At 59.6% G+C, this 19368-nt stretch carries 16 protein-coding genes and 1 tRNA gene; 16 read left to right on the forward strand and 1 reads right to left on the reverse strand.

Annotation, left to right across the window (positions count from 1 at the left end):
* Positions 1-63: 63 nt before the first annotated feature.
* The 7 genes from DWZ01_RS04770 (at position 64) to DWZ01_RS04800 (ending at position 6721) form a co-directional block, all read left to right on the forward strand.
* The gene (locus DWZ01_RS04770; RefSeq protein ID WP_117758807.1) at positions 64-1251 is read left to right on the forward strand and encodes an ABC transporter substrate-binding protein; all 1188 of its coding nucleotides are present in this window, start codon (positions 64-66) and stop codon (positions 1249-1251) included.
* Between the two features lie 139 nt (positions 1252-1390).
* Positions 1391-2272 (forward strand): branched-chain amino acid ABC transporter permease, encoded by an 882-nt coding sequence (locus DWZ01_RS04775; protein ID WP_099432746.1) that lies wholly within the window; start codon positions 1391-1393, stop codon positions 2270-2272.
* A gap of 9 nt (positions 2273-2281) precedes the next feature.
* On the forward strand, positions 2282-3361 hold the full coding sequence (locus DWZ01_RS04780; RefSeq protein ID WP_117758808.1) for a branched-chain amino acid ABC transporter permease: 1080 nt from the start codon (positions 2282-2284) through the stop codon (positions 3359-3361).
* Positions 3351-4211, forward strand: coding sequence for an ABC transporter ATP-binding protein (locus DWZ01_RS04785; protein WP_055287178.1), 861 nt, complete (start codon positions 3351-3353; stop codon positions 4209-4211). Before DWZ01_RS04780 ends, DWZ01_RS04785 begins: the two co-directional genes overlap by 11 nt.
* Positions 4212-4223: 12 nt before the next feature.
* Complete coding sequence (locus tag DWZ01_RS04790; protein WP_035137222.1) at positions 4224-4925, forward strand: ABC transporter ATP-binding protein; 702 nt, start codon at positions 4224-4226, stop codon at positions 4923-4925.
* A gap of 317 nt (positions 4926-5242) precedes the next feature.
* Positions 5243-5920 carry a copper homeostasis protein CutC gene (locus tag DWZ01_RS04795; RefSeq protein WP_117848263.1) on the forward strand — a complete coding sequence of 226 codons (678 nt, stop codon included), beginning with the start codon at positions 5243-5245 and terminating at the stop codon, positions 5918-5920.
* Positions 5921-5923: 3 nt separating this feature from the next.
* Positions 5924-6721, forward strand: coding sequence for a DUF4931 domain-containing protein (locus tag DWZ01_RS04800; RefSeq protein ID WP_117635466.1), 798 nt, complete (start codon positions 5924-5926; stop codon positions 6719-6721).
* Between the two features lie 30 nt (positions 6722-6751).
* Here DWZ01_RS04800 and DWZ01_RS04805 read toward each other — a convergent pair whose 3' ends face one another.
* On the reverse strand, positions 6752-7750 hold the full coding sequence (locus tag DWZ01_RS04805; protein ID WP_117848265.1) for a bile acid:sodium symporter family protein: 999 nt from the start codon (positions 7748-7750) through the stop codon (positions 6752-6754).
* A gap of 275 nt (positions 7751-8025) precedes the next feature.
* Here DWZ01_RS04805 and recJ point away from each other — a divergent pair, with 275 nt between their 5' ends.
* The 9 genes from recJ to rplT all read left to right on the forward strand — a co-directional run bounded on the left by recJ (position 8026) and on the right by rplT (position 19062).
* Positions 8026-11313: a single-stranded-DNA-specific exonuclease RecJ gene (recJ, locus tag DWZ01_RS04810; protein WP_117848267.1), complete on the forward strand. Its 3288-nt coding sequence runs from the start codon at positions 8026-8028 to the stop codon at positions 11311-11313.
* Between the two features lie 15 nt (positions 11314-11328).
* A complete protein-coding gene (locus DWZ01_RS04815; RefSeq protein ID WP_117848269.1) occupies positions 11329-13689 on the forward strand; it encodes a bifunctional (p)ppGpp synthetase/guanosine-3',5'-bis(diphosphate) 3'-pyrophosphohydrolase in 2361 nt (786 codons plus the stop codon).
* 84 nt (positions 13690-13773) lie between these two features.
* Positions 13774-14457 (forward strand): MBL fold metallo-hydrolase, encoded by a 684-nt coding sequence (locus tag DWZ01_RS04820; RefSeq protein ID WP_117848270.1) that lies wholly within the window; start codon positions 13774-13776, stop codon positions 14455-14457.
* A 195-nt stretch (positions 14458-14652) separates the two neighbouring features.
* Positions 14653-15519, forward strand: coding sequence for a class II fructose-1,6-bisphosphate aldolase (gene fba, locus DWZ01_RS04825; protein WP_117766024.1), 867 nt, complete (start codon positions 14653-14655; stop codon positions 15517-15519).
* Positions 15520-15871: 352 nt separating this feature from the next.
* Positions 15872-17305, forward strand: coding sequence for a transglutaminase-like domain-containing protein (locus DWZ01_RS04830; protein WP_117758815.1), 1434 nt, complete (start codon positions 15872-15874; stop codon positions 17303-17305).
* Between the two features lie 39 nt (positions 17306-17344).
* Positions 17345-17431: transfer RNA gene (locus DWZ01_RS04835), tRNA-Leu, on the forward strand.
* Between the two features lie 431 nt (positions 17432-17862).
* Positions 17863-18432: a translation initiation factor IF-3 gene (gene infC / locus DWZ01_RS04840; protein WP_089573296.1), complete on the forward strand. Its 570-nt coding sequence runs from the start codon at positions 17863-17865 to the stop codon at positions 18430-18432.
* Between the two features lie 32 nt (positions 18433-18464).
* Entirely contained in the window at positions 18465-18656 is a 192-nt protein-coding gene (gene rpmI, locus DWZ01_RS04845; protein WP_006234422.1) for a 50S ribosomal protein L35, read from the forward strand.
* Positions 18657-18702: 46 nt separating this feature from the next.
* Complete coding sequence (gene rplT / locus DWZ01_RS04850) at positions 18703-19062, forward strand: 50S ribosomal protein L20 (RefSeq protein ID WP_006234421.1); 360 nt, start codon at positions 18703-18705, stop codon at positions 19060-19062.
* The last annotated feature ends 306 nt before the right edge of the window (positions 19063-19368 follow it).

Here is a 19368-nt window from a genome sequence, read left to right on the forward strand (position 1 = left end):
GAACACGGCGAAGGATGGCCTGTCGGGTAACCGAAACCCGACGAGATTTGAGAGGAGAGCCGCATGTCGAGCCTCACCGGTAAGTCATTGAACCCTGTTATGAATCGCAGGAGCGTTATCGCGAGCGCAGCAGGTCTGGGGGCGATGTCCATTCTAGCTGGCTGCTCCTCCAACGGCGGCGACAGCGGTTCCGCGTCGGGCGACGCTTCGTTTAAGATCGGCACCATCGGCCCGCTGACCGGCGCCAACGCGTCCTACGGCAAGTCCGTTACCCAGGGTGTCGAGCTTGGCTGCAAGGATTTCTCGACCAAGGAGCTGCCGCTTGCTAGCAAGGCCGAGGATGACCAGGCCGATGGCGAGAAGGCCGTCAACGCCTTTAACACCCTGCTCGACTGGGGCATGCAGGCCCTCGTCGGCCCGACCACCACGGGTGCGTCGGTTGCCGTTGCCGCCGAGTGTGGTAACGACCCCAAGACGTTCATGATCACCCCGTCCGCGTCCTCCGAGGACGTCACCGACGGCAAGGATTGTGTCTTCCAGGTTTGCTTCACCGACCCCAACCAGGGTGTCAACGCTGCCAAGTTCCTGGCGCAGAAGTATGCGGACGAGAAGTTCGTGCTGTTCTATAACTCCGGCGACGCATATTCTTCGGGCATCGCAGATTCCTTTAAGGCCCAGGCCGCTGAGTCCAAGCTCGAGATTGTTGACGAGGAGACCTTTAAGGACGACTCCGCCACGAGCTTTACGAACCAGCTGACCAAGGCCAAGCAGGCCGGCGCCACCATGATCTTTGCGCCGATCTACTACACGCCGGCGTCCGTCCTGCTCAAGAACGCCAAGGACATGGGCTACGACGTCAAGATGATGGGCTGCGACGGCATGGACGGCATCCTGGGCGTTGAGGGCTTCGATACCTCTCTTGCCGAGGGTCTGCTGCTCATGACCCCGTTCTCCGCCGACGACGAGAAGAACGCCGACTTCGTCAACGCTTACAAGGATAAGTACGGCGATACCCCCGACCAGTTTGCCGCCGATGCCTACGATGGCGTGCACGCGGTGGCCGAGGCCCTCAAGGAGGCCGGTCTTGGCGTCGACGCCGATCCGACCGAGGCCGCCGAGAAGCTGTCCAAGGCTATGCTCAAGATTACCGTTGACGGTCTGACCGGCAAGCTCACCTGGAACGATAAGGGCCAGGTCCAGAAGGAGCCCACGGCTTACGTCATCACCGACGGCAAGTACGTACAGGCCTAATTGGCCGCCTTACATAGAGCGGTTTTGATCCCAAGCAGGGGAGGTTTTGGCCTTCCCTGCTTGCTTGGTATCTAGGGACGATGTAACGTCCCTGTTTCATACATCAACTGGAAACCTATTCGAAAGGGGGATGTGGAACATGACGGTCTTTATCCAATACCTGGTCAACGGCCTGTCCATGGGCAGCGTCTACGCCATCATCGCGTTGGGCTACACCATGGTCTACGGTATCGCCAAGATGCTCAACTTCGCTCACGGCGACGTCATCATGGTCGGTGCCTATGTCTCGTTCTGTGCCACGTCGTATCTCGGCCTCCCGGGCTGGGCATCTGTAGTTCTCTCTTGTGTGGTCTGCACGGTTCTCGGTGTTCTCATTGAGGGTCTGGCCTATAAGCCGCTGCGCCAAGCAGGCCCGCTGGCCGTTCTGATCACGGCTATCGGCGTGTCCTACTTCCTGCAGAACGCCGCGCAGCTTCTGTGGGGCGCCACGCCCAAGAACTTTACTTCGCTCGTCACCTTCCAGGTGCCGGAGTTCTTGGCCAAGTTCAACGTAAGCGCCGTCTCGCTCGTCACCATCGTCGCCTGCCTGGTTATCATGGCCGGCCTGATGTTCTTTACAGGTAAGACCAAGATGGGCAAAGCCATGCGCGCCGTGTCCGAGGACAAGGCCGCCGCTCAGCTCATGGGCATCAACGTCAACCGTACCATCTCGATGACGTTCGCCATCGGCTCTGCCCTTGCCGCCATCGCCGGTGTGCTCCTGTGCTCCTACTCGCCGGTGCTGCAGCCCACGACGGGTGCCATGCCTGGCATCAAAGCCTTCGACGCCGCCGTCTTCGGTGGCATCGGCTCCATCCCCGGCGCCTTTGTCGGTGGCATTCTCATCGGCATCATCGAGGCGATGGCACAGGCTTACATTTCCACGAGCCTTGCCAACTCCATCGTCTTTGGTGTTCTGATCATCGTCCTGCTCGTCAAGCCTGCCGGCCTCTTGGGCAAGTACGTCCCCGAGAAGGTGTAGGTGAGCGTTATGAAGTTTCTTAAAGACAAGCAGACGCGTCACGACTTTGTTACGTACGCCATGTGCATCGTGGCCTTCGCCATCGTGTTCTTTATGCAGTCGAACCACATGATTCCGCGCATGATCGCCGGTCAGCTGGTTCCCATCACGGCCTATATCGTCATGGCCATTTCCCTCAACCTCGTCGTCGGCATCGCGGGCGACCTGTCGCTGGGTCATGCGGGCTTTATGAGTGTCGGTGCCTACACGGGCATCGTCACCGCGGTCGCCCTCGAGAGCGCCGTTCCCTCCGATCCTGTGCGCCTTATCATCAGCATCGTGGTCGGCGCCATCGCTGCCGCCATCCTGGGCTTCTTGATCGGTATCCCGGTCCTGCGCCTGAGCGGCGACTATCTGGCCATCGTGACCCTGGCCTTTGGCGAGATCATCAAAGAGATCGTCACCTGCCTCATTGTGGGTGTCGACTCCCGCGGCCTGCATGTGATCTTTAACATCACGGGTAACTCCACGATCGACGACCTGCACCTGCTCGAGGACGGCACCGCCATCATCAAGGGCGCGCAGGGCGCATCGGGCGTGTCGACCTATTCGACCTTCCTTGCCGGCGCCATCCTGGTTATGGTCGCGCTCGTGATCGTGCTCAACCTGGTTCGCAGCCGTACCGGCCGTGCCATTATGGCCGTGCGCGATAACAAGATTGCAGCCGAGTCCGTAGGCATCTCCGTCACCGAGTACCGCATGATCGCCTTCGTGGTTTCCGCTGCCCTCGCCGGTGCTGCCGGAGCTCTCTTCGGCGGTAACTTCTCGCAGCTCTCCGCCACCAAGTTCGACTTCAACACGTCCATCCTCATCCTGGTGTTCGTGGTCCTGGGTGGTCTGGGCAATATGCGCGGCTCCGTCATCGCGGCGGCGTTGCTCACGGTGCTTCCCGAGCTGCTCCGTCAGTTCTCGGACTACCGCATGCTCATCTACGCCATCGTGCTGATCCTGGTCATGATCTTTACCAACAACCCGCAGCTCAAGGCGTTCTTCGGTCGCGTCAAGGACCGTTTTGCTTCCAAGAAGGAGGTGGCAGCCGATGCCCAGTAAATTTGAGTTCAACAAGGGCAAGATGGTCCCCTATCCTTCTGGCGCCATCGTTCCCGACCGCGACCTGGGCGAGCGCCCGGCGCTCGAGTGCATTCACCTGGGCATTGAGTTCGGTGGCCTTAAGGCAGTCGACGACTTTAGCCTGACCATCGGTAAGACCGAGATTGCCGGTCTCATTGGTCCCAACGGCGCTGGCAAGACCACGGTCTTCAACTTGCTCACCAAGGTGTACCAGCCCACGCACGGCACCATCCTGCTCGACGGCGAGGACACCTCGGGCAAGTCGGTCTATCAGGTCAACCGCATGGGTATTGCCCGTACCTTCCAGAACATTCGCCTGTTCAACACCATGACGGTGGAGGATAACGTTAAGGTCGGCCTGCACAACCAGGAGCGCTACTCCGGCTTTGAGGGCGTGCTGCGCCTGCCGACGTATTGGAAACACGAGAAGGCCGCCCACGAGCGTGCAATGGAGCTGCTGTCCATCTTTGATATGGAGCACCTGGCAAACGAGCAGGCTGGATCGCTGCCTTACGGTGCTCAGCGTCGTCTGGAGATCGTCCGCGCGCTTGCCACCAACCCCAAACTGCTGCTGCTCGACGAGCCTGCCGCCGGCATGAATCCGTCCGAGACCGCGGAACTCATGGAGAACATCGTTAAGATTCGCGACACCTTTGGTATCGCCATCATGCTTATCGAGCACGACATGTCGCTCGTCATGAATATTTGCGAGGGTATCTGCGTGCTCAACTTTGGTAAGGTCATCGCCAAAGGCACGGCCGAGGAAATCCAGAACAACGACGCTGTTATCGAGGCGTATCTGGGCAAGCAGGATAAGGGGGAGAACTAAATGGCAGAGCCGATGCTTTCCGTCTACAACATCAATGTCTGGTACGGCGCCATCCACGCCATCAAGGACATCTCCTTTAACGTCAACGAGGGCGAGATCGTGGCTCTGATCGGTGCGAACGGTGCCGGCAAGTCCACGACGCTTAAAACCGTCTCGGGCCTGCTGCGTTCCAAGACCGGCTCCATCAAGTTTATGGGCGAGGACATTACCCATACGCCTGCCGACAAGCTGGTGGGCAAGGGCTTGGCTCAGGTCCCCGAGGGCCGTCGCGCCTTCTTGCAGATGACGGTCGAGGAGAACCTGGAGATGGGCGCCTACACGCAGCCAAAGTCCACGGTTGCTCCGGGCCTTGAGCGCGTCTACGAGCAGTTCCCGCGCCTGAAGGAGCGCCGTCGCCAGGTCGCCGGCACCCTTTCGGGCGGCGAGCAGCAGATGCTCGTCATGGGCCGCGCTCTTATGAGTAACCCTAAGCTGCTCATGCTCGATGAGCCCTCTATGGGCTTGGCACCGATTCTGATTGAGCAGATCTTCCAGATCGTCGAGGATCTGCATAAGGCCGGAACCACGGTGCTCCTGGTCGAGCAAAACGCACAGATGGCGCTTTCCATCGCCACACGCGGCTACGTGCTCGAGACCGGCAAGATCACCATGACCGGCACCGGCCAAGAGCTGCTGCACGACGACAACGTGCGTAAGGCCTATCTGGGCGGTTAGGCGGTTCCGCCGTTCTGCCGAACGGCGGACCAGCCGACGCTGCGCGGGCACCAGAGCGACAACTTGTCATTCAAAGAGGGCGGCATGACCAGAAGGTCTATGCCGTCCTCTTTTCATGCCAATTTGTTCGCTCTGGTGCCCGCTCGCTGTCCGTCCTCTGCCTGCGGCGTTACTTTGGTTCTGCCCCCTTTATGTTGCGGTGGAATAGGGACTAAATGGGAGCCTCAGAGGCCAAAACAGTCCCTATTCCACCGCAACTTCATGGGGGCGTGCGACAATGCCGCGTGGAAATAGAAGCGTCATCTGGGGGTCTATCTATGCTGTACGAGTTTTGTGCCGAGAACTTTGAGCGAGTGCCGGCGGCCATCGAGGCCGGTGCGGGGCGCATTGAGCTGTGTGACAACCTCGCCGTCGGTGGCACCACGCCTTCCGCCGGCGTTATTAGCGCTACAGTCAGCTACGCTCACGAGCATGACGCGCGAGTGATGTGCATGATTCGTCCGCGTGGTGGCGACTTTCATTACAACCAGGACGAGCTGCGCATGATGGAGATGGACCTGGGCCTTGCTGTGAGCGCCGGCGTTGACGGCCTGGTCTTTGGCTGCTGCAAGCCCTGTGCCAGCGGCTGGGCGCTCGACGAGCTCACCCTCGGCGCCCTCGTTATGGCTACGGGCTGCGCGACGGAGGAGTGCAAGCGCGAGTCCCTTGACATCACCTTCCACATGGCGTTTGACCAGCTCTCGCCCGAGGCTCAGCTCGATGCGATTGATACACTTGTCGACTGCGGCGTTACGCGCATTCTGACGCACGGTGGTACTGCCAGTGCGCCGATCGAGGACAACTTCGAAAACCTGGCCCGCTTGATCGAGTATGCGGGCGACCGCTTGACCATCCTTCCCGGAGGCGGCATCACTACGGCAAATCGCGACGCGGTCGCGGCGGCGCTAGGCGTCTCCGAGCTCCATGGCACCAAGATCGTGCCGGTGGAGGTATAGCCCGTGGCGCTGGTATTTGACGTTCAGCAGGCGAGCGGCAAGCCCGACGATAATCGTCGCCCTGGCACCGCGTGCCCCTTTTGTGATACGGAGGGGCTCGCCAGCGTCATCCAGCGCGATGGTGACTGCATCTGGCTCGAGAATAAGTTCAAGACCTTGCGGGCCACCCGTCAGACCGTATTGATCGAGTCTGCCAATCACGACGCCGACCTGGCGACCTATGAACCGGATGAGCTGCATCATGTGATGCGGTTTGCCCTGGGCTGTTGGCAGCAGATGCTCGATTCCCAACAGTACCGCAGTGTGCTCCTGTACAAGAACAAAGGCCCGCTTTCGGGCGGCAGCCTCGTCCATCCACACATGCAGATTGTGGGCTTGGAGCAGGAAGACGGCTATGCTTCGCTGGCTTCCGCCAATTTCGAAGGCATCAATGTTTGGCAACAGGGGAGAATCTCGGTCAACATCTCAACCGAACCGATTATGGGATTCTTTGAGGTTAACGTCTCGGCTCCACAGGGAATCGCCGCCAGCGACGACGCCCGCGACCAAGCCGAAGCGGACCTGTTTGCCGATGCGATTCAGGTGGCCCTGCACTATATCCTGCACGAGCACCACGGCGGCCGCGCGGAGTCGTACAACTTGTTCTTCTACCACATGGACGGCCGGACCATTGCCAAGGTGTTGCCGCGTTGGGTGGTTTCGCCCTACTTTGTCGGTTATCGTTTGGCCCAGGTCAATGCCGAGACCACGCTCGATATCGATGCAGAGCGCCTGCGTGCGCATCTGGAAACGCTCGTATAGCAAGACTATCACCCGCGTAATGCGGACAGTCTAGCGTCCCATGGCGTCGCGGCCGGCCTCGACGCGCTTGCGCTGGGCGGCGCGCTCCTCGCCGGTCAGTCGCTCAAAGAGATGTCCGATAACCGAGGCGAGCACCTGCTGAAACAGCGTTCCGCACATGACGGGAAACACGACCTCGCCGGGAAAATACTGCGTGGCGATGACGGCGCCCGAAGAGATATTGCGCATGCCGCAGGTAAAGCACATGGTGGTCGTCTCGCTATACGGCAGGTGCAACGCGCGGGCGACCAGAATGCCGACGACAAAGCCGCTGATGGCGAAGGTCAAAATAAAGAGGGCGACTTCCAGGCGCACCGCGTTCATGTGCAGCACGTACTCGCTCATGGCGGTGGAGTTGGACGCGATAACGCTCATCATCATGAACTTGCAGGCGGGCGAGAGCGCGGGGGAGAGTTTCTCGTGTCCCCATCCGCGCGTGAGTTCGTTGATCAAGATGCCGAGGATGGCAGGGATGGCAATCATAAAGGCCATGTTCTGCATCATGCTCGACACATCGATTGCGACGGTGGCACCCAGCAGGAGCTTGAGCGTGAGCGGAATCGTCACAGGTGAGATGACCGAGGACGTCAGGATGATGGTGAGCGCGAGCGGGCCGTTGCCGCCGAACATGCTAATCCACATAAAGGCGGTGACTGCCACGGGTACGCTGTACTCGAGCACGATGCCGCAGACAAGGTTTGGGTTGGAACCAAAGAACAGTGAGCTCATGGCATACGCCGCGATGGGGATGAGCACGGCCGAGACAAATAACGCCAAAATCAAATGTAGGGGACGGCGGAACACCTCGGCCACCTGGTGAAAGGTGTTGCTGAGCGCACCTTGGAACGTCATAAAGGCAAACAGGGCGGGAACGATGGGCTTGAGCACGCCGATCTGCCGGGGAAAGAGCACGCCGAGCGTCACGCAAATCGGAACGATGACCTGCATGTGCCCCGCAAGAAACTTGCCCAGTCCAACCCATTGCTTCATATGCTCTTGTGACTCCCTTTGCTCGTGAATCCGTTTTGAATGGATATGCTAGACGCTCGCATGCGTCCGTGCGTCAGAAACGCTCGATTATTTCGAGGGTATTACCACCCTCGTTTATCGAAACCGCGGCGTGCTGGACGTTGTGCGTCCGCGCTGCACGGTATAATAAATCCGTTCAACAGATCTGCCTGCCGAAGCGGGTATACACAGAGGACTCATCGCTATGAACCGTGAGAGGTATCGCGGCGACCTGCCCCTATCGGGGGTGGGCGCCTATGTCATCGCTTAAGACGACGCATCGCTGGGCAGTCGCTCGGCAAAACCCCGAGCTCGAAAAGGAGCTTTCGGCTGGCCTGGGCATACCCGGGCTGGTGGCGCGCATTATGGTTGCGCACGGCATAACATCCATCGAGGAAGGCCAGCTGTTTTTGACGCCTTCGCTCGATCGCGACTGGGCCGACCCACTCATTATTCCGGGCATGGCGGTCGTTGCCGACCGCGTCGAGCGCGCTATTCGCAACCACGAGCACATCGCGGTCTTTGGCGATTTTGACGTCGACGGCATTACGTCGACTTGTCTGTTGACCGAGGCGCTACGTTCGTTTGGCGCCAACGTCACGCCGTTTATTCCGCATCGCTTTGACGAGGGCTACGGCCTGTCGCGTGCGGCGCTCGACCGCGTCAACGAGCTCGCCCAACCCAACCTGATCGTGACCGTCGATAACGGCATTGCCGCCAAGGGAGAGGTTTCCTATCTGGAGAGCCTGGGGATCGATTTGGTGGTCACGGACCATCACGAGCCCTCCGACCAGGTGCCGCAGGGCGTGCCCCTGACCGACCCCAAGCTCGAGGACGAGGGTCCCTCGCGTGAACTTGCCGGTGCTGGTGTGGCGCTCAAGCTGGTGCAAGTCCTGGGTGAGCGCCTGGGCAAGCCGTCGTATTGGCGTTCGCTAATCGAGGTCGCGGCGCTGGGCACCGTGTCCGACATGATGCCGCTCACGCCCGAGAACCGCGCGCTGGTTGCCGAGGGCATCCAGCAGATGCGCGTAACCGCTCGTCCCGGCTATATCGCGCTTGCTGCGCTCGCCAAGACGGACCTTTCTACCATTACGGCCGACGGCCTGTCGTTTTCGCTCATCCCTCGTCTGAATGCTGCCGGCCGCATGGCTGATCCCAAGCTGGCGCTCGACCTGCTGCTTGCCCGCGATCCCATCGAAGCAAGCGCACTGGCGGCTGAGCTCGAGGAAATCAACCGCCAGCGCCGTGAGATCGAGGCGGAGCTCACGCGCGATGCCATGGCAAAGGTCGAGAAGACCTATGACGGCGGACGCGCAATCGTCGTGGGTGGCGAGGGCTGGCACGAGGGCGTCAAGGGCATCGTGGCGAGCCGCCTGACCAATCGCTATCACGTGCCGGCGCTGCTCTTCTCGATCGAGGACGGCGTTGCACGCGGATCGGGCCGCTCGGTGGGCAAAGTTAACCTGTTTGACGCCGTCGAGCGCTGTTCCGACCTGCTGATTCGTCGCGGCGGACATGCCGGTGCGGTGGGTGTGACCATCGAGGCATCCAAGCTCGATGAGTTCCGCCGCCGCCTTTCCGCCGTGCTATCGGAGCTTCCCGCCGAGGACTTTGAAGACACCGACGAGGTCGCCGCCACCGTCGACCTTTCCGAGCTGAATATTGAGACCATCGAGCAGATCTCCCGTCTTGAGCCGTTTGGCCAGGGCAACAAGGTGCCGCTGTTGGCGGCCGAGGGCGTGACAATGTGCGATCGCGCCGTGGTGGGCAAAACCGGCGAGCACATGCGCTTCGTGGCGACCGATGGCGCCGCGAGTGTGCCGGCCATTATGTTCCGCGTGCCGCAGATCGATAAGCTCATCAATTGTGATAGCGCCGTCGACTTGGTGTTCGAGGCCGTGGCCGAGCATTGGCAAGGTCGCGTAAAGCCCAAGCTCATGATCAAGGATGTTCTGGTCCGCGATACCACGCTGCCCAGCGTCGACGATCCGGCATGCGAGCTTCGTCGTGGCGTGCAGCCGGCGGATTCCGGCCTGCGCCTGGAGTCCCGAAAGCGCCAAACGCTCGCCCAACTTTCTTATACCGAGCTCACGCGCTCGCTTATCCATAGCTTTATCGGCTCGAACCAGCCGCACCGCGCGCAGGTCGAAGCGCTCGATGCCCTGGCCGATCACCAAAGTGTTCTGGCCGTTATGGGAACGGGGCGCGGAAAGTCTCTTATCTTCCATGTGCACGCCGCGCGCGAGGCGGTCCTTCGCGGGCGTGCGAGTATCTTTGTCTATCCGCTGCGTGCGCTCGTTGCCGACCAGGCCTATCACCTCTCGTCGACGATGGCTGCGCTCGGCATTGGCGTAGGCGTGCTGACCGGCGAGACCGTGGAGGCGGCGCGCGATGACGTGTTTGCCGGCTTGGCTTCGGGCCGCACCGGCATCGTGCTCACGACGCCTGAGTTCCTGTCTATTCACCGCGACCGCTTTGCTCGCTCGGGTCGTATCGGGTTTGTCGTTATCGACGAGGCGCATCATGCCGGTCTTGCCAAGGGCGGCGACCGTAGCGCATACCTCGACATGCCCGATATCCTCAAGGCCCTGGGCGATCCGGTCGTTATGGCGGCGACGGCCACCGCGACGGCTCCGGTCGTGGCGGAGCTTGCCCGCGTGTTGCCGATTACCCGTACGGTGGTCGACGAGACCGTGCGCGAGAACTTGCAGCTCGAGGACGACCGCGATCTTGCGAGCCGCGAAAACCGCCTGGTGTCCATCGTCGCGACGGGGGAGAAGACCGTCATCTACGTCAATTCGCGTGATCAGTCCGTGGCGCTTGCTAAGACGCTGCGCAAGCGGGTACCCGATTGCGCGACCCGCATCGCGTTCTATAACGCGGGGCTTGCGCGCTCCGATCGTCGCCGTGTCGAGGAAGCGTTTCGTGACGGAAGCCTCAGTTGCATCGTTTCGACATCTGCCTTTGGTGAGGGCGTGAACCTGCCCGATATCCGCCATGTCGTGCTCTACCACATGCCGTTTGGCGGCATTGAGTTTAACCAGATGAGCGGCCGCGCCGGTCGCGATGGCCAGCCCGCCGTGATCCATCTGCTCTATTCGTCGCGCGACGCCCGCATTAACGAGCGCCTACTCGACTGCTATGCGCCCGAGCGCGACGAACTCGTCACGCTCTATCGCGCGTTGCAGACCATGTGGCGCTCCAACCGCGGCAAGACCGGGGACGATTCCTTTAGCGCGAGCGATATCGACATCGCTCAGATGTGTCTTGCCATCGATGCTCGCACGCCGGTTGACGAGCGCTCGGTGGAAAGCGGCCTGGGAATCTTCGAAGAGCTTGGTTTCTGTCGCGTTTCGGGGTTTGACGACACCCGTCGCATCGCGATGGCCGAAAACCCCGGCCGCGTGCAATTGAGCAGGTCGATTCGCTATTTGGAGGGCTTGCGCTCGCGCATGGAGTTCTCGGCTTTCCGGAGCTGGGCGCTCGATTCGTGCGCTTCTGATATGCTAGCCAAAGTTAACCGCCCGATCGTACCGCGGGCCTAGGGGAAGGGGACCTCGATGGATGCCGCAGCCCGTACCGCCCATGATTCCACCCTCCAGCCTTTTTCGGAGATGGAGCACTATAAGCATGCCGATGAGCTGCCACCCGAGATTATGGCGGACAGCTACGACAAGCTGGAGCGCCTGTGCCTCAAATATATGAATGAGGACGACTTCTCTAAGGTGGAACAGGCCTACTGCTTTGCCGCCGAGAAGCATTGCAACCAAAAGCGCCGCTCGGGCGAGATGTACATCAACCATCCCGTCGAGGTGGCCATCATTTTGGCCGACCTTAAGATGGACTGTGACGTGGTGTGCGCCGCGCTGCTGCACGATACCGTCGAGGATACCGAGACCTCGCTTGCCGATGTTTCCGGCCTGTTTGGCGAAACCGTGGCAGAGCTCGTCGACGGCGTGACCAAGCTCACCAACATCGAAGTCGACAGCATGGACGAGAAGCAGGCGCTTACGCTGCGCAAGATGTTCCTTGCCATGTCCAAGGACATTCGCGTTATCATCGTCAAACTCGCCGACCGCCTGCATAATATGCGCACGCTTGCCGCCCTGCGCGAAGACCGCCGCCTGTTTAAGGCGCGCGAGACCATGGACGTGTACGCGCCCCTGGCCGACCGCCTGGGCATGAGCTCTATCAAGTGGGAACTCGAGGACCTGTCCTTCTTCTATTTGGAGCCCGACGCCTACCAGCGCATCGCACGCATGGTGGCGGAGTCGCGCGAGGTCCGTGAGCGCTATCTGGCCGAGACCATCAAGACACTCACCGACGAGCTCAACCGCATTGGCCTGGAGGACTTCCAGATCAACGGCCGTTCCAAGCACTATTGGTCCATCTACCAAAAGATGAAGCGCAAGGGCAAGGAATTTTCCGAGATCTACGACCTGGTGGCACTGCGCGTCATCACGCATTCGGTGCGCGATTGCTACTCCACGCTCGGTGCGGTGCATACGCTGTGGCACCCCATGCCCGGGCGCTTTAAAGACTATATCGCCATGCCCAAGGTCAATAACTACCAGTCGCTCCACACGACGGTTATCGGCCCCACGGCTCGTCCGCTCGAGATTCAGATTCGTACCTACGAGATGCACGAGCAGGCCGAGTACGGTATTGCCGCCCACTGGCTCTATAAGAAGTCGGGCGGATCGTCTGCGTCTAAGACCAATGATGCCCAGCGCTTGGACGACCAGATTAACTGGCTCAAACATTCGCTCGATTGGGCTGCGTCTGATGAGATCACCGACGCCAAGGAATACCTGCATTCGCTGAAGGTCGATCTGTTCGATCAGGAGATCTTCGTCTTTACGCCCAAGGGCGAGGTCATGGCGCTTCGTGCCGGCTCCACGCCGCTCGACTTTGCCTATGCCGTTCACACCGAGGTGGGCAACCACTGCGTCGGCGCTAAGATCAACGGTGCGGTGGCCCCGCTCACGCACGAGATCAAGACGGGCGACCGTGTCGAGATTCTGACCAACAAGAGTTCCAAGCCGTCGCGTGATTGGCTCAAGATCGTTAAGACACCTTCCGCCAAGTCAAAGATCCGCCGTTACTTCGCCGCCGCGACCAAGGACGACGACGCTGCCGCCGGCCGCGATATACTGGCTAAGGACCTGCGCAAGCGCGGATATGGCATCTCTACGCCACGATCCACGCGTGCGCTCAACGCCGTGGCGGAGCAGTTTAACTATAAGCAGCTCGAGGACCTGTTTGCCGCCGTTGGTGCGGGCAAAGTCGCCCCACGTGCCGTTGGCAATAAGGTCGAGCAAATCTTGGACCCCAAACCCGAGGAACAGTTCACCAAGGCCGAAGCCATTGCCGAGGTCGTCAAGCAGCCTGCCCGCGGCTCCAACCGCAAGCCGCAAAAGCGCGGCAAGAGCGCCAGCAACGGCATTATCGTCAAGGGCGAGAGCAACAGCGGCCTACTGGTCCGTCTGGCTCATTGCTGCAACCCCGTGACGGGCGACGACATCGTCGGCTTCATCACGCGCGGTCGTGGCGTTTCGGTGCATCGCGCCAACTGTCCCAACGTCAAGGGTCTTATGGAGCATCCCGAGCGCATGATCGAAGTGGAGTGGGACGGCGCTGCCGACACCCTCTTTCAGGTCGAGATCGTGGTCGAGTGCCTGGACCGCATGGGCCTGCTCAAGGATGTCACCATTGCCATTGGCGATGCGGGTGGCAATATCCTTTCTGCCGCCACGTCGACCAACCGCGAGGGTATTGCAACCCTGCGCTTTATGGTCGAGATCTCGGACGCGAGTGGTCTGGATCCGCTGCTGGCCTCCATCAGCAGCGTTGACTCGGTCTACGACGCGCGTCGCTTGATGCCCGGCGAGGGTGGAGCCCAGCTTAAGCGCCGCGTTTAGTCGCGACGAACGTGCCACATTATCGATATTCGCTACACTCGAGGCATCGTTTGATGCCTCGAGTTCTATAGAGAGGAGAGGGGCATGAGTGCTGTGTCCTTGGATTTAACTCCCAAGGGATCGGTCGAGATTGAGACGCTCGTAAACGGTCCCATTCAGACCAATAGCTATGCTGTTATTTCGGACAATGAGTGCGTGATTATCGACCCCGCATGGGAAGGTGAGCGTTTGGTGGAACATATTCGAGCCGAGCATCCCGATGTGCAGGTGCTCGGCGCCATTTGCACGCACGGTCACGCCGACCATGTTGGCGGTGTCGCTGGAGTTCGGGCCGCCGTTGGCGCCGACGCCCTGTACGAGCTGTGTGGCAAGGACGCAGCAGTGCCGCATGCGAATATCGAGGAGCAGCGAGCGATGTGGGGCATCGAGACGCCCGATCCAGGTGAGCCGACGCGGCTGCTTGCCGAGGGCGACACCATTGAGCTGGGCGACATTTGCCTGCAGGTAATTGAGGTGCCCGGGCACACACCGGGCGGCATCGTTCTGTTCGCCGCCACCGAGCAGGGGAACATTGCCTTTGTGGGCGACACCCTATTCCCGGGCAGCCACGGCCGCACCGATCTTGCCGGTGGCGACGAGGCAGCGATTCTGCGTTCGCTCTCCAAGCTCGCCCACATGCTTCCACCCGATACCGTTTGCCTAACCGGCCATGGCGATTCGACCACCATGGCACGCGAGCTCATGCAGAACCCTTTCATGCGGATGTAGCTTAATAGTCGGCTTTTGAAGCACGAGAAGCGTCCAAACGTCAAGCTATTTTTCCCCAACGGGTCGATTCCGTAGGGCAAACGGTCAAAAAAAGTCTGTTTGGACGATATTCGTGAACAAACGAACGTTTATGCCCGGGTGCGCCGTGGTAAAATCTCAGGCGTTATCGGAGCAACCTTACAGGAGGTTTCTTTTATGCTCGTCAACGCAGCAGACATGCTCAAGAAGGCTGAGGCCGGCAAGTACGGTCTCGGTGCCTTCAACACCAACAACCTCGAGTGGACCCTGGCTATTCTCCAGGCCGCCGAGGAGGCCAAGTCTCCGCTGATCCTTCAGTGCACCGCTGGTGCCGCTAAGTGGATGGGCGGTTTCAAGGTCTGCGCCGACATGGTCAAGGCTGCCGTCGAGGCCACGGGCGTTACCGTTCCCGTCGCCCTTCACCTCGACCACGGTTCTTACGAGGACTGCTTCAAGTGCATCGAGGCCGGCTTCACGTCCATCATGTATGACGGCTCTCACGAGGAGACCTTCCAGCTTAACCTCGACCGCACCAAGGAGCTCGTTGAGCTTGCCCACTCCAAGGGCATGTCCATCGAGGCCGAGGTCGGCGGCATTGGCGGCACCGAGGACGGCGTGACCTCCAACGGCGAGCTCGCTGACCCCGCTGAGTGCAAGCAGATTGCTGACCTGGGCGTCGACTTCCTCGCCTGCGGCATCGGCAACATCCACGGCGTGTATCCCGCCGACTGGGCCGGCCTTTCCTTCGAGCGTCTGGGCGAGATCAAGGCTCAGACCGGCGACCTGCCCCTCGTCCTGCACGGTGGCACCGGCATCCCCGAGGATCAGATCAAGAAGGCCATTTCCCTGGGCATCTCCAAGATCAACGTCAACACCGACCTGCAGCTCGTCTTCGCCAAGGGCGTCCGCGAGTACATCGAGGCTGGCAAGGATCAGCAGGGCAAGGGCTTTGACCCCCGCAAGCTCCTCAAGCCTGGTCGCGACAACATCGTTGCCCGCACCAAGGAGCTCATGGAGGAGTTTGGCTCCGTCAACAAGGCGTAAGCGTCGCTAAACTTCCCGCCGGAAGCCCCGTCCCCCTACACTGTTTCCTTTGCGCTCACCTGGCTTCGCCAGAAGTCGCGCCAAGGAAACAGTTCCGGGGGACGGGGCTTCCTTCGTTTAACGCCGCAGGGTTACGAGGCTGAATTAAAATGGCTTCTGGCTTCGCCAGAAGTCGCGCGACGGAATCAGCTCCGGGGAAACGGGGCCTCCTTTGTTAACTCGCTACAGGGTTACTGGGCTGAATTCATTTTTATAGGTACCGTTTATCGGTGTTGAGGGTTCCTTTATTGGGGCTTTCTTTTTATCTCGCTACAATGTGCTTCAAGAGTTCTAATGACTTGGAGTTTGGTATATGGCTGTTATTAATGTGCTGCCTTCGGATGGGAAGGTTATTGACGAGGGTCCAGTTGGTTGCTCTGCTGATGTTCGCTGTGATGACTTTCGTCATCTCGATGTTGGACTGCCGCCCGAGATTTTTCGTCTTAAGGATGCCGGGTATTTGACGCAGGCTGTTGCTGCCTGCGATCGCCTTTTGGAGCAGAACCCCGAGCCTTCGCTGGCTGCTTGTGTTCGTGCCGAGCGGTATCGCATGCTCGAGACGCCGCTTCATTTTTCGGTGTCGCGCGATCAGGCTATTACGATGATTCGCGAGGAGTGGCCTGAGTTTACCGAGGAGCAGTTTGACGATCTGATTGACCGTAAGCGTATTGACTGGCGCTTTATCGATGGCGAGCTGTTCGTTCTCGACAACTTCCTCGATTCGCTTCGCGTATATCCCAAAGAGGTCCCCGGCATGCGTCCCGATCCTACGGACGGAATTGCACTGCGCAACGAGATGCTCAAGGAGATGGAGTCGCAAAACGGATTGGCTCGCGTCATTACGCTTAAAGCGTCTGTGTCTGTCCCCGGCGCTCTAGAGGGGGAGACCGTTCGCGCTTGGCTTCCCGTTGCCGCCACCTGCCGCCAGCAGTCTCGGGTCGACATTCTCGACATGACGCCGGAGGGTGCTGTTGCTCCCGCGAACGCTTCGGCGCGTACCGTCTCGTGGTCTTCTTCGAGTGAGCGCTCATTCTCGGCGACCTATCGCTATCACATCGATGCTGCTTATTGTGATGTCTACGGTGGCACACTTCCGGTTCATCCGCGTATGGACGCGCCTCTGCCCGAGGATATTTCCGAGGACCGTCCGCACATTGCATTCACGCCGTATCTGCTGCAGCTGACGGCCGGTGTTGTTGACGGACTCGAGGATCCGCTCGATCGCGCCCGTGCTATCTATGATTACCTGACGCAGCATATCGACTATCGCTATCAGCCGCCGTACTTGCTTTTGGGATCTATTGTCGATGACTGCGCGCATTCGCTCCGCGGCGATTGCGGCGTTATGGCGCTCACGTTTATCACCATGTGCCGTATCGCGGGCGTGCCTGCCCGTTGGCAGAGCGGCCTGTACGTTGCGCCCGATTCGGTGGGGTCGCACGACTGGGCAGAGTTCTATACGCCGCAGACCGGTTGGCTCAACGCCGACGTGTCATTTGGATCTTCTGCTCGCAGGATGGGGGAGGAGTGGCGCCGCCGTCACTACTTTGGCAATCTCGACCCGTGGCGTATGGTGGCCAACAATCGATTCCAGGCAGAGTTTGAGCCCTCTTTCGACGGCATGCGCGAGGACCCTTACGATAACCAGATGGGTGAGGCTTCGGTCGACGGTCGCGGATGCCGTCGGCGCGAGATGCTCCGCACGGTCGAACTCATCGAAATGCTCGAAGTTCCATTTTCGGACTAATCGGTAGAAAGCTGTGATAAACTAACTCACGCATTGCGTGCCCGAGTGGCGGAATTGGCAGACGCAGTGGACTCAAAATCCACCGTTGGCAACAACGTGCGAGTTCGAGTCTCGCCTCGGGCACCATACATGCAAGTGAGCGTTCAAGGGGGTTGCGGCCCCCTTTTTCGTGCCGAACTCGCGTGAGCGCGCGAAGCGTTAAGCAAACAGGCCTGTGGCCTGTTTGTAGCGGAGCGTGGCGAGGGCGCCACGCGCCCGAAGCCCGGGGCTTCGCGAAGCGAAGGCCCTTCGAGTCTCGCCTCGAGCACCATACATGCAAGCGAGTGTTCAAGGGGGTCAAGGTCCCTTTTTCGTGTACGTAATGTGATAACGCGCTGTACGTGTTATTATTCGCAAGGCGTTGTTCCCACAATGCCCTAAAGAGGAACCTGAGGGTTCCCACCTTTTGGCGCCAATGAGCAGCTGACTGGTCATACAACTTAGATTCCCTTCCTCAAATCGAGGAAGTCTATGTGTACGACCTGGTTGCTGAGAAGCGCCGGGTTATTTTTTTATGAATGGAGGTAGGGAAAATAGCTAAGTCTGATGACACCCGCATCAACGACGAGATCACTGCATCTTCGTGTCGTTTGATTGGCGTCGATGGCTCTCAGCTCGGCCTGTTCGCCATCCGCGATGCCCAGCGCGTCGCCGACGATCAGGGTCTCGACCTGGTCGAGATCGCTCCCAACGCGGAGCCGCCGGTCTGCAAGGTCATGGACTACGGTAAGTTCAAGTACCAGCAGGCCATGAAGGCCAAGGCTGCTCGTAAGAACCAGTCCAAGGTCGAGGTCAAGGAAATGAAGTTCCGACCCAAGATCGACGTTGGCGACTACGAGACCAAGAAGGGCCACGTTCTGCGTTTCCTCAAGAAGGGCGCACGCGTTAAGATCACCATCATGTTCCGCGGCCGTGAGATGGCTCACCCGGAGCAGGGCCTTAACGTTCTCGAGCGTCTCGCCGAGGATCTCAAGCCTTACGCTACGGTCGAGTCCAAGCCTAAGATGGAAGGCCGTAACATGCTTATGCTGCTCGCCCCGATTAAGGGCGCCTTCGATGAGGATAAAGCGGCAAGCGATAGCAAGTAACTAGTGTTCTGTAACCGATTAAGGAGTATTTCATGCCTAAGATGAAGTCCCACAGCGGCACCAAGAAGCGTTTCCGCAAGACTGGTACCGGCAAGCTTATGCGCGCCAAGGCTTTCAAGAGCCACATCCTGAGCAAGAAGTCCACCAAGCGTAAGCGTGGCTTCCGTCAGGAGACCGAGATCGCCGCTGCCGACCGCAAGGTCATCAAGTCGCGTCTCGCCTAAGTTCGCGTTCCCGTTTTTCGTTTTACCGTCTAGGAGTTGATAGAACATGGCACGTATTAAGCGCGCTGTTGCCGCCAAGAAGAAGCGCCGTACCGTTATGCACCGTGCGAAGGGTTACTACGGTGCCGCTTCGCGTACTTACAAGCATGCTAAAGAGCAGGTCCAGCACTCCCTGCAGTATCAGTATCGTGATCGCCGCAACAAGAAGCGCGAGATCCGTTCTCTCTGGATCACTCGTATCAACGCTGCTGCTCGCCTGAACGATATTTCTTACTCTCAGTTCATGCACGGCCTGAAGGTTGCCGGCATCGAGCTCGACCGCAAGGTCCTGGCTCAGATGGCTTACGAGGACATCGAGTCCTTCAACGAGCTGGCTACCATCGCCAAGAAGGCTCTCGAGGCCTAATAGATTCTCTTGAATCGCTAGGGGAGTGTCGCGTTGTGCGCGGCGCTCCCTCTTTTTATCTGAAGCGCGGTTTACATTGCTAAAAGCGCGGGTAGATAGACACTTACAGGTGACCGATCTCTATATATTCCTGAACCAAAGGGTCATCATCTGATACGTGCGGAAGATCCGCACCAGTCTTTCTATTAGCTATAGAAAGCGATATGTTGTGTAGGACTTGTGAAGAGTGGAATTGACGTCCCACAGGGCTTCGCGGTCTGGCAATATATCTCCTTGCCGCGCGGCCCGGTCGGACCGGATCAGCCG

Origin of the sequence: Collinsella sp. AF28-5AC (assembly GCF_003457875.1) — a bacterium.
In the GTDB taxonomy this organism is placed as follows: domain Bacteria; phylum Actinomycetota; class Coriobacteriia; order Coriobacteriales; family Coriobacteriaceae; genus Collinsella.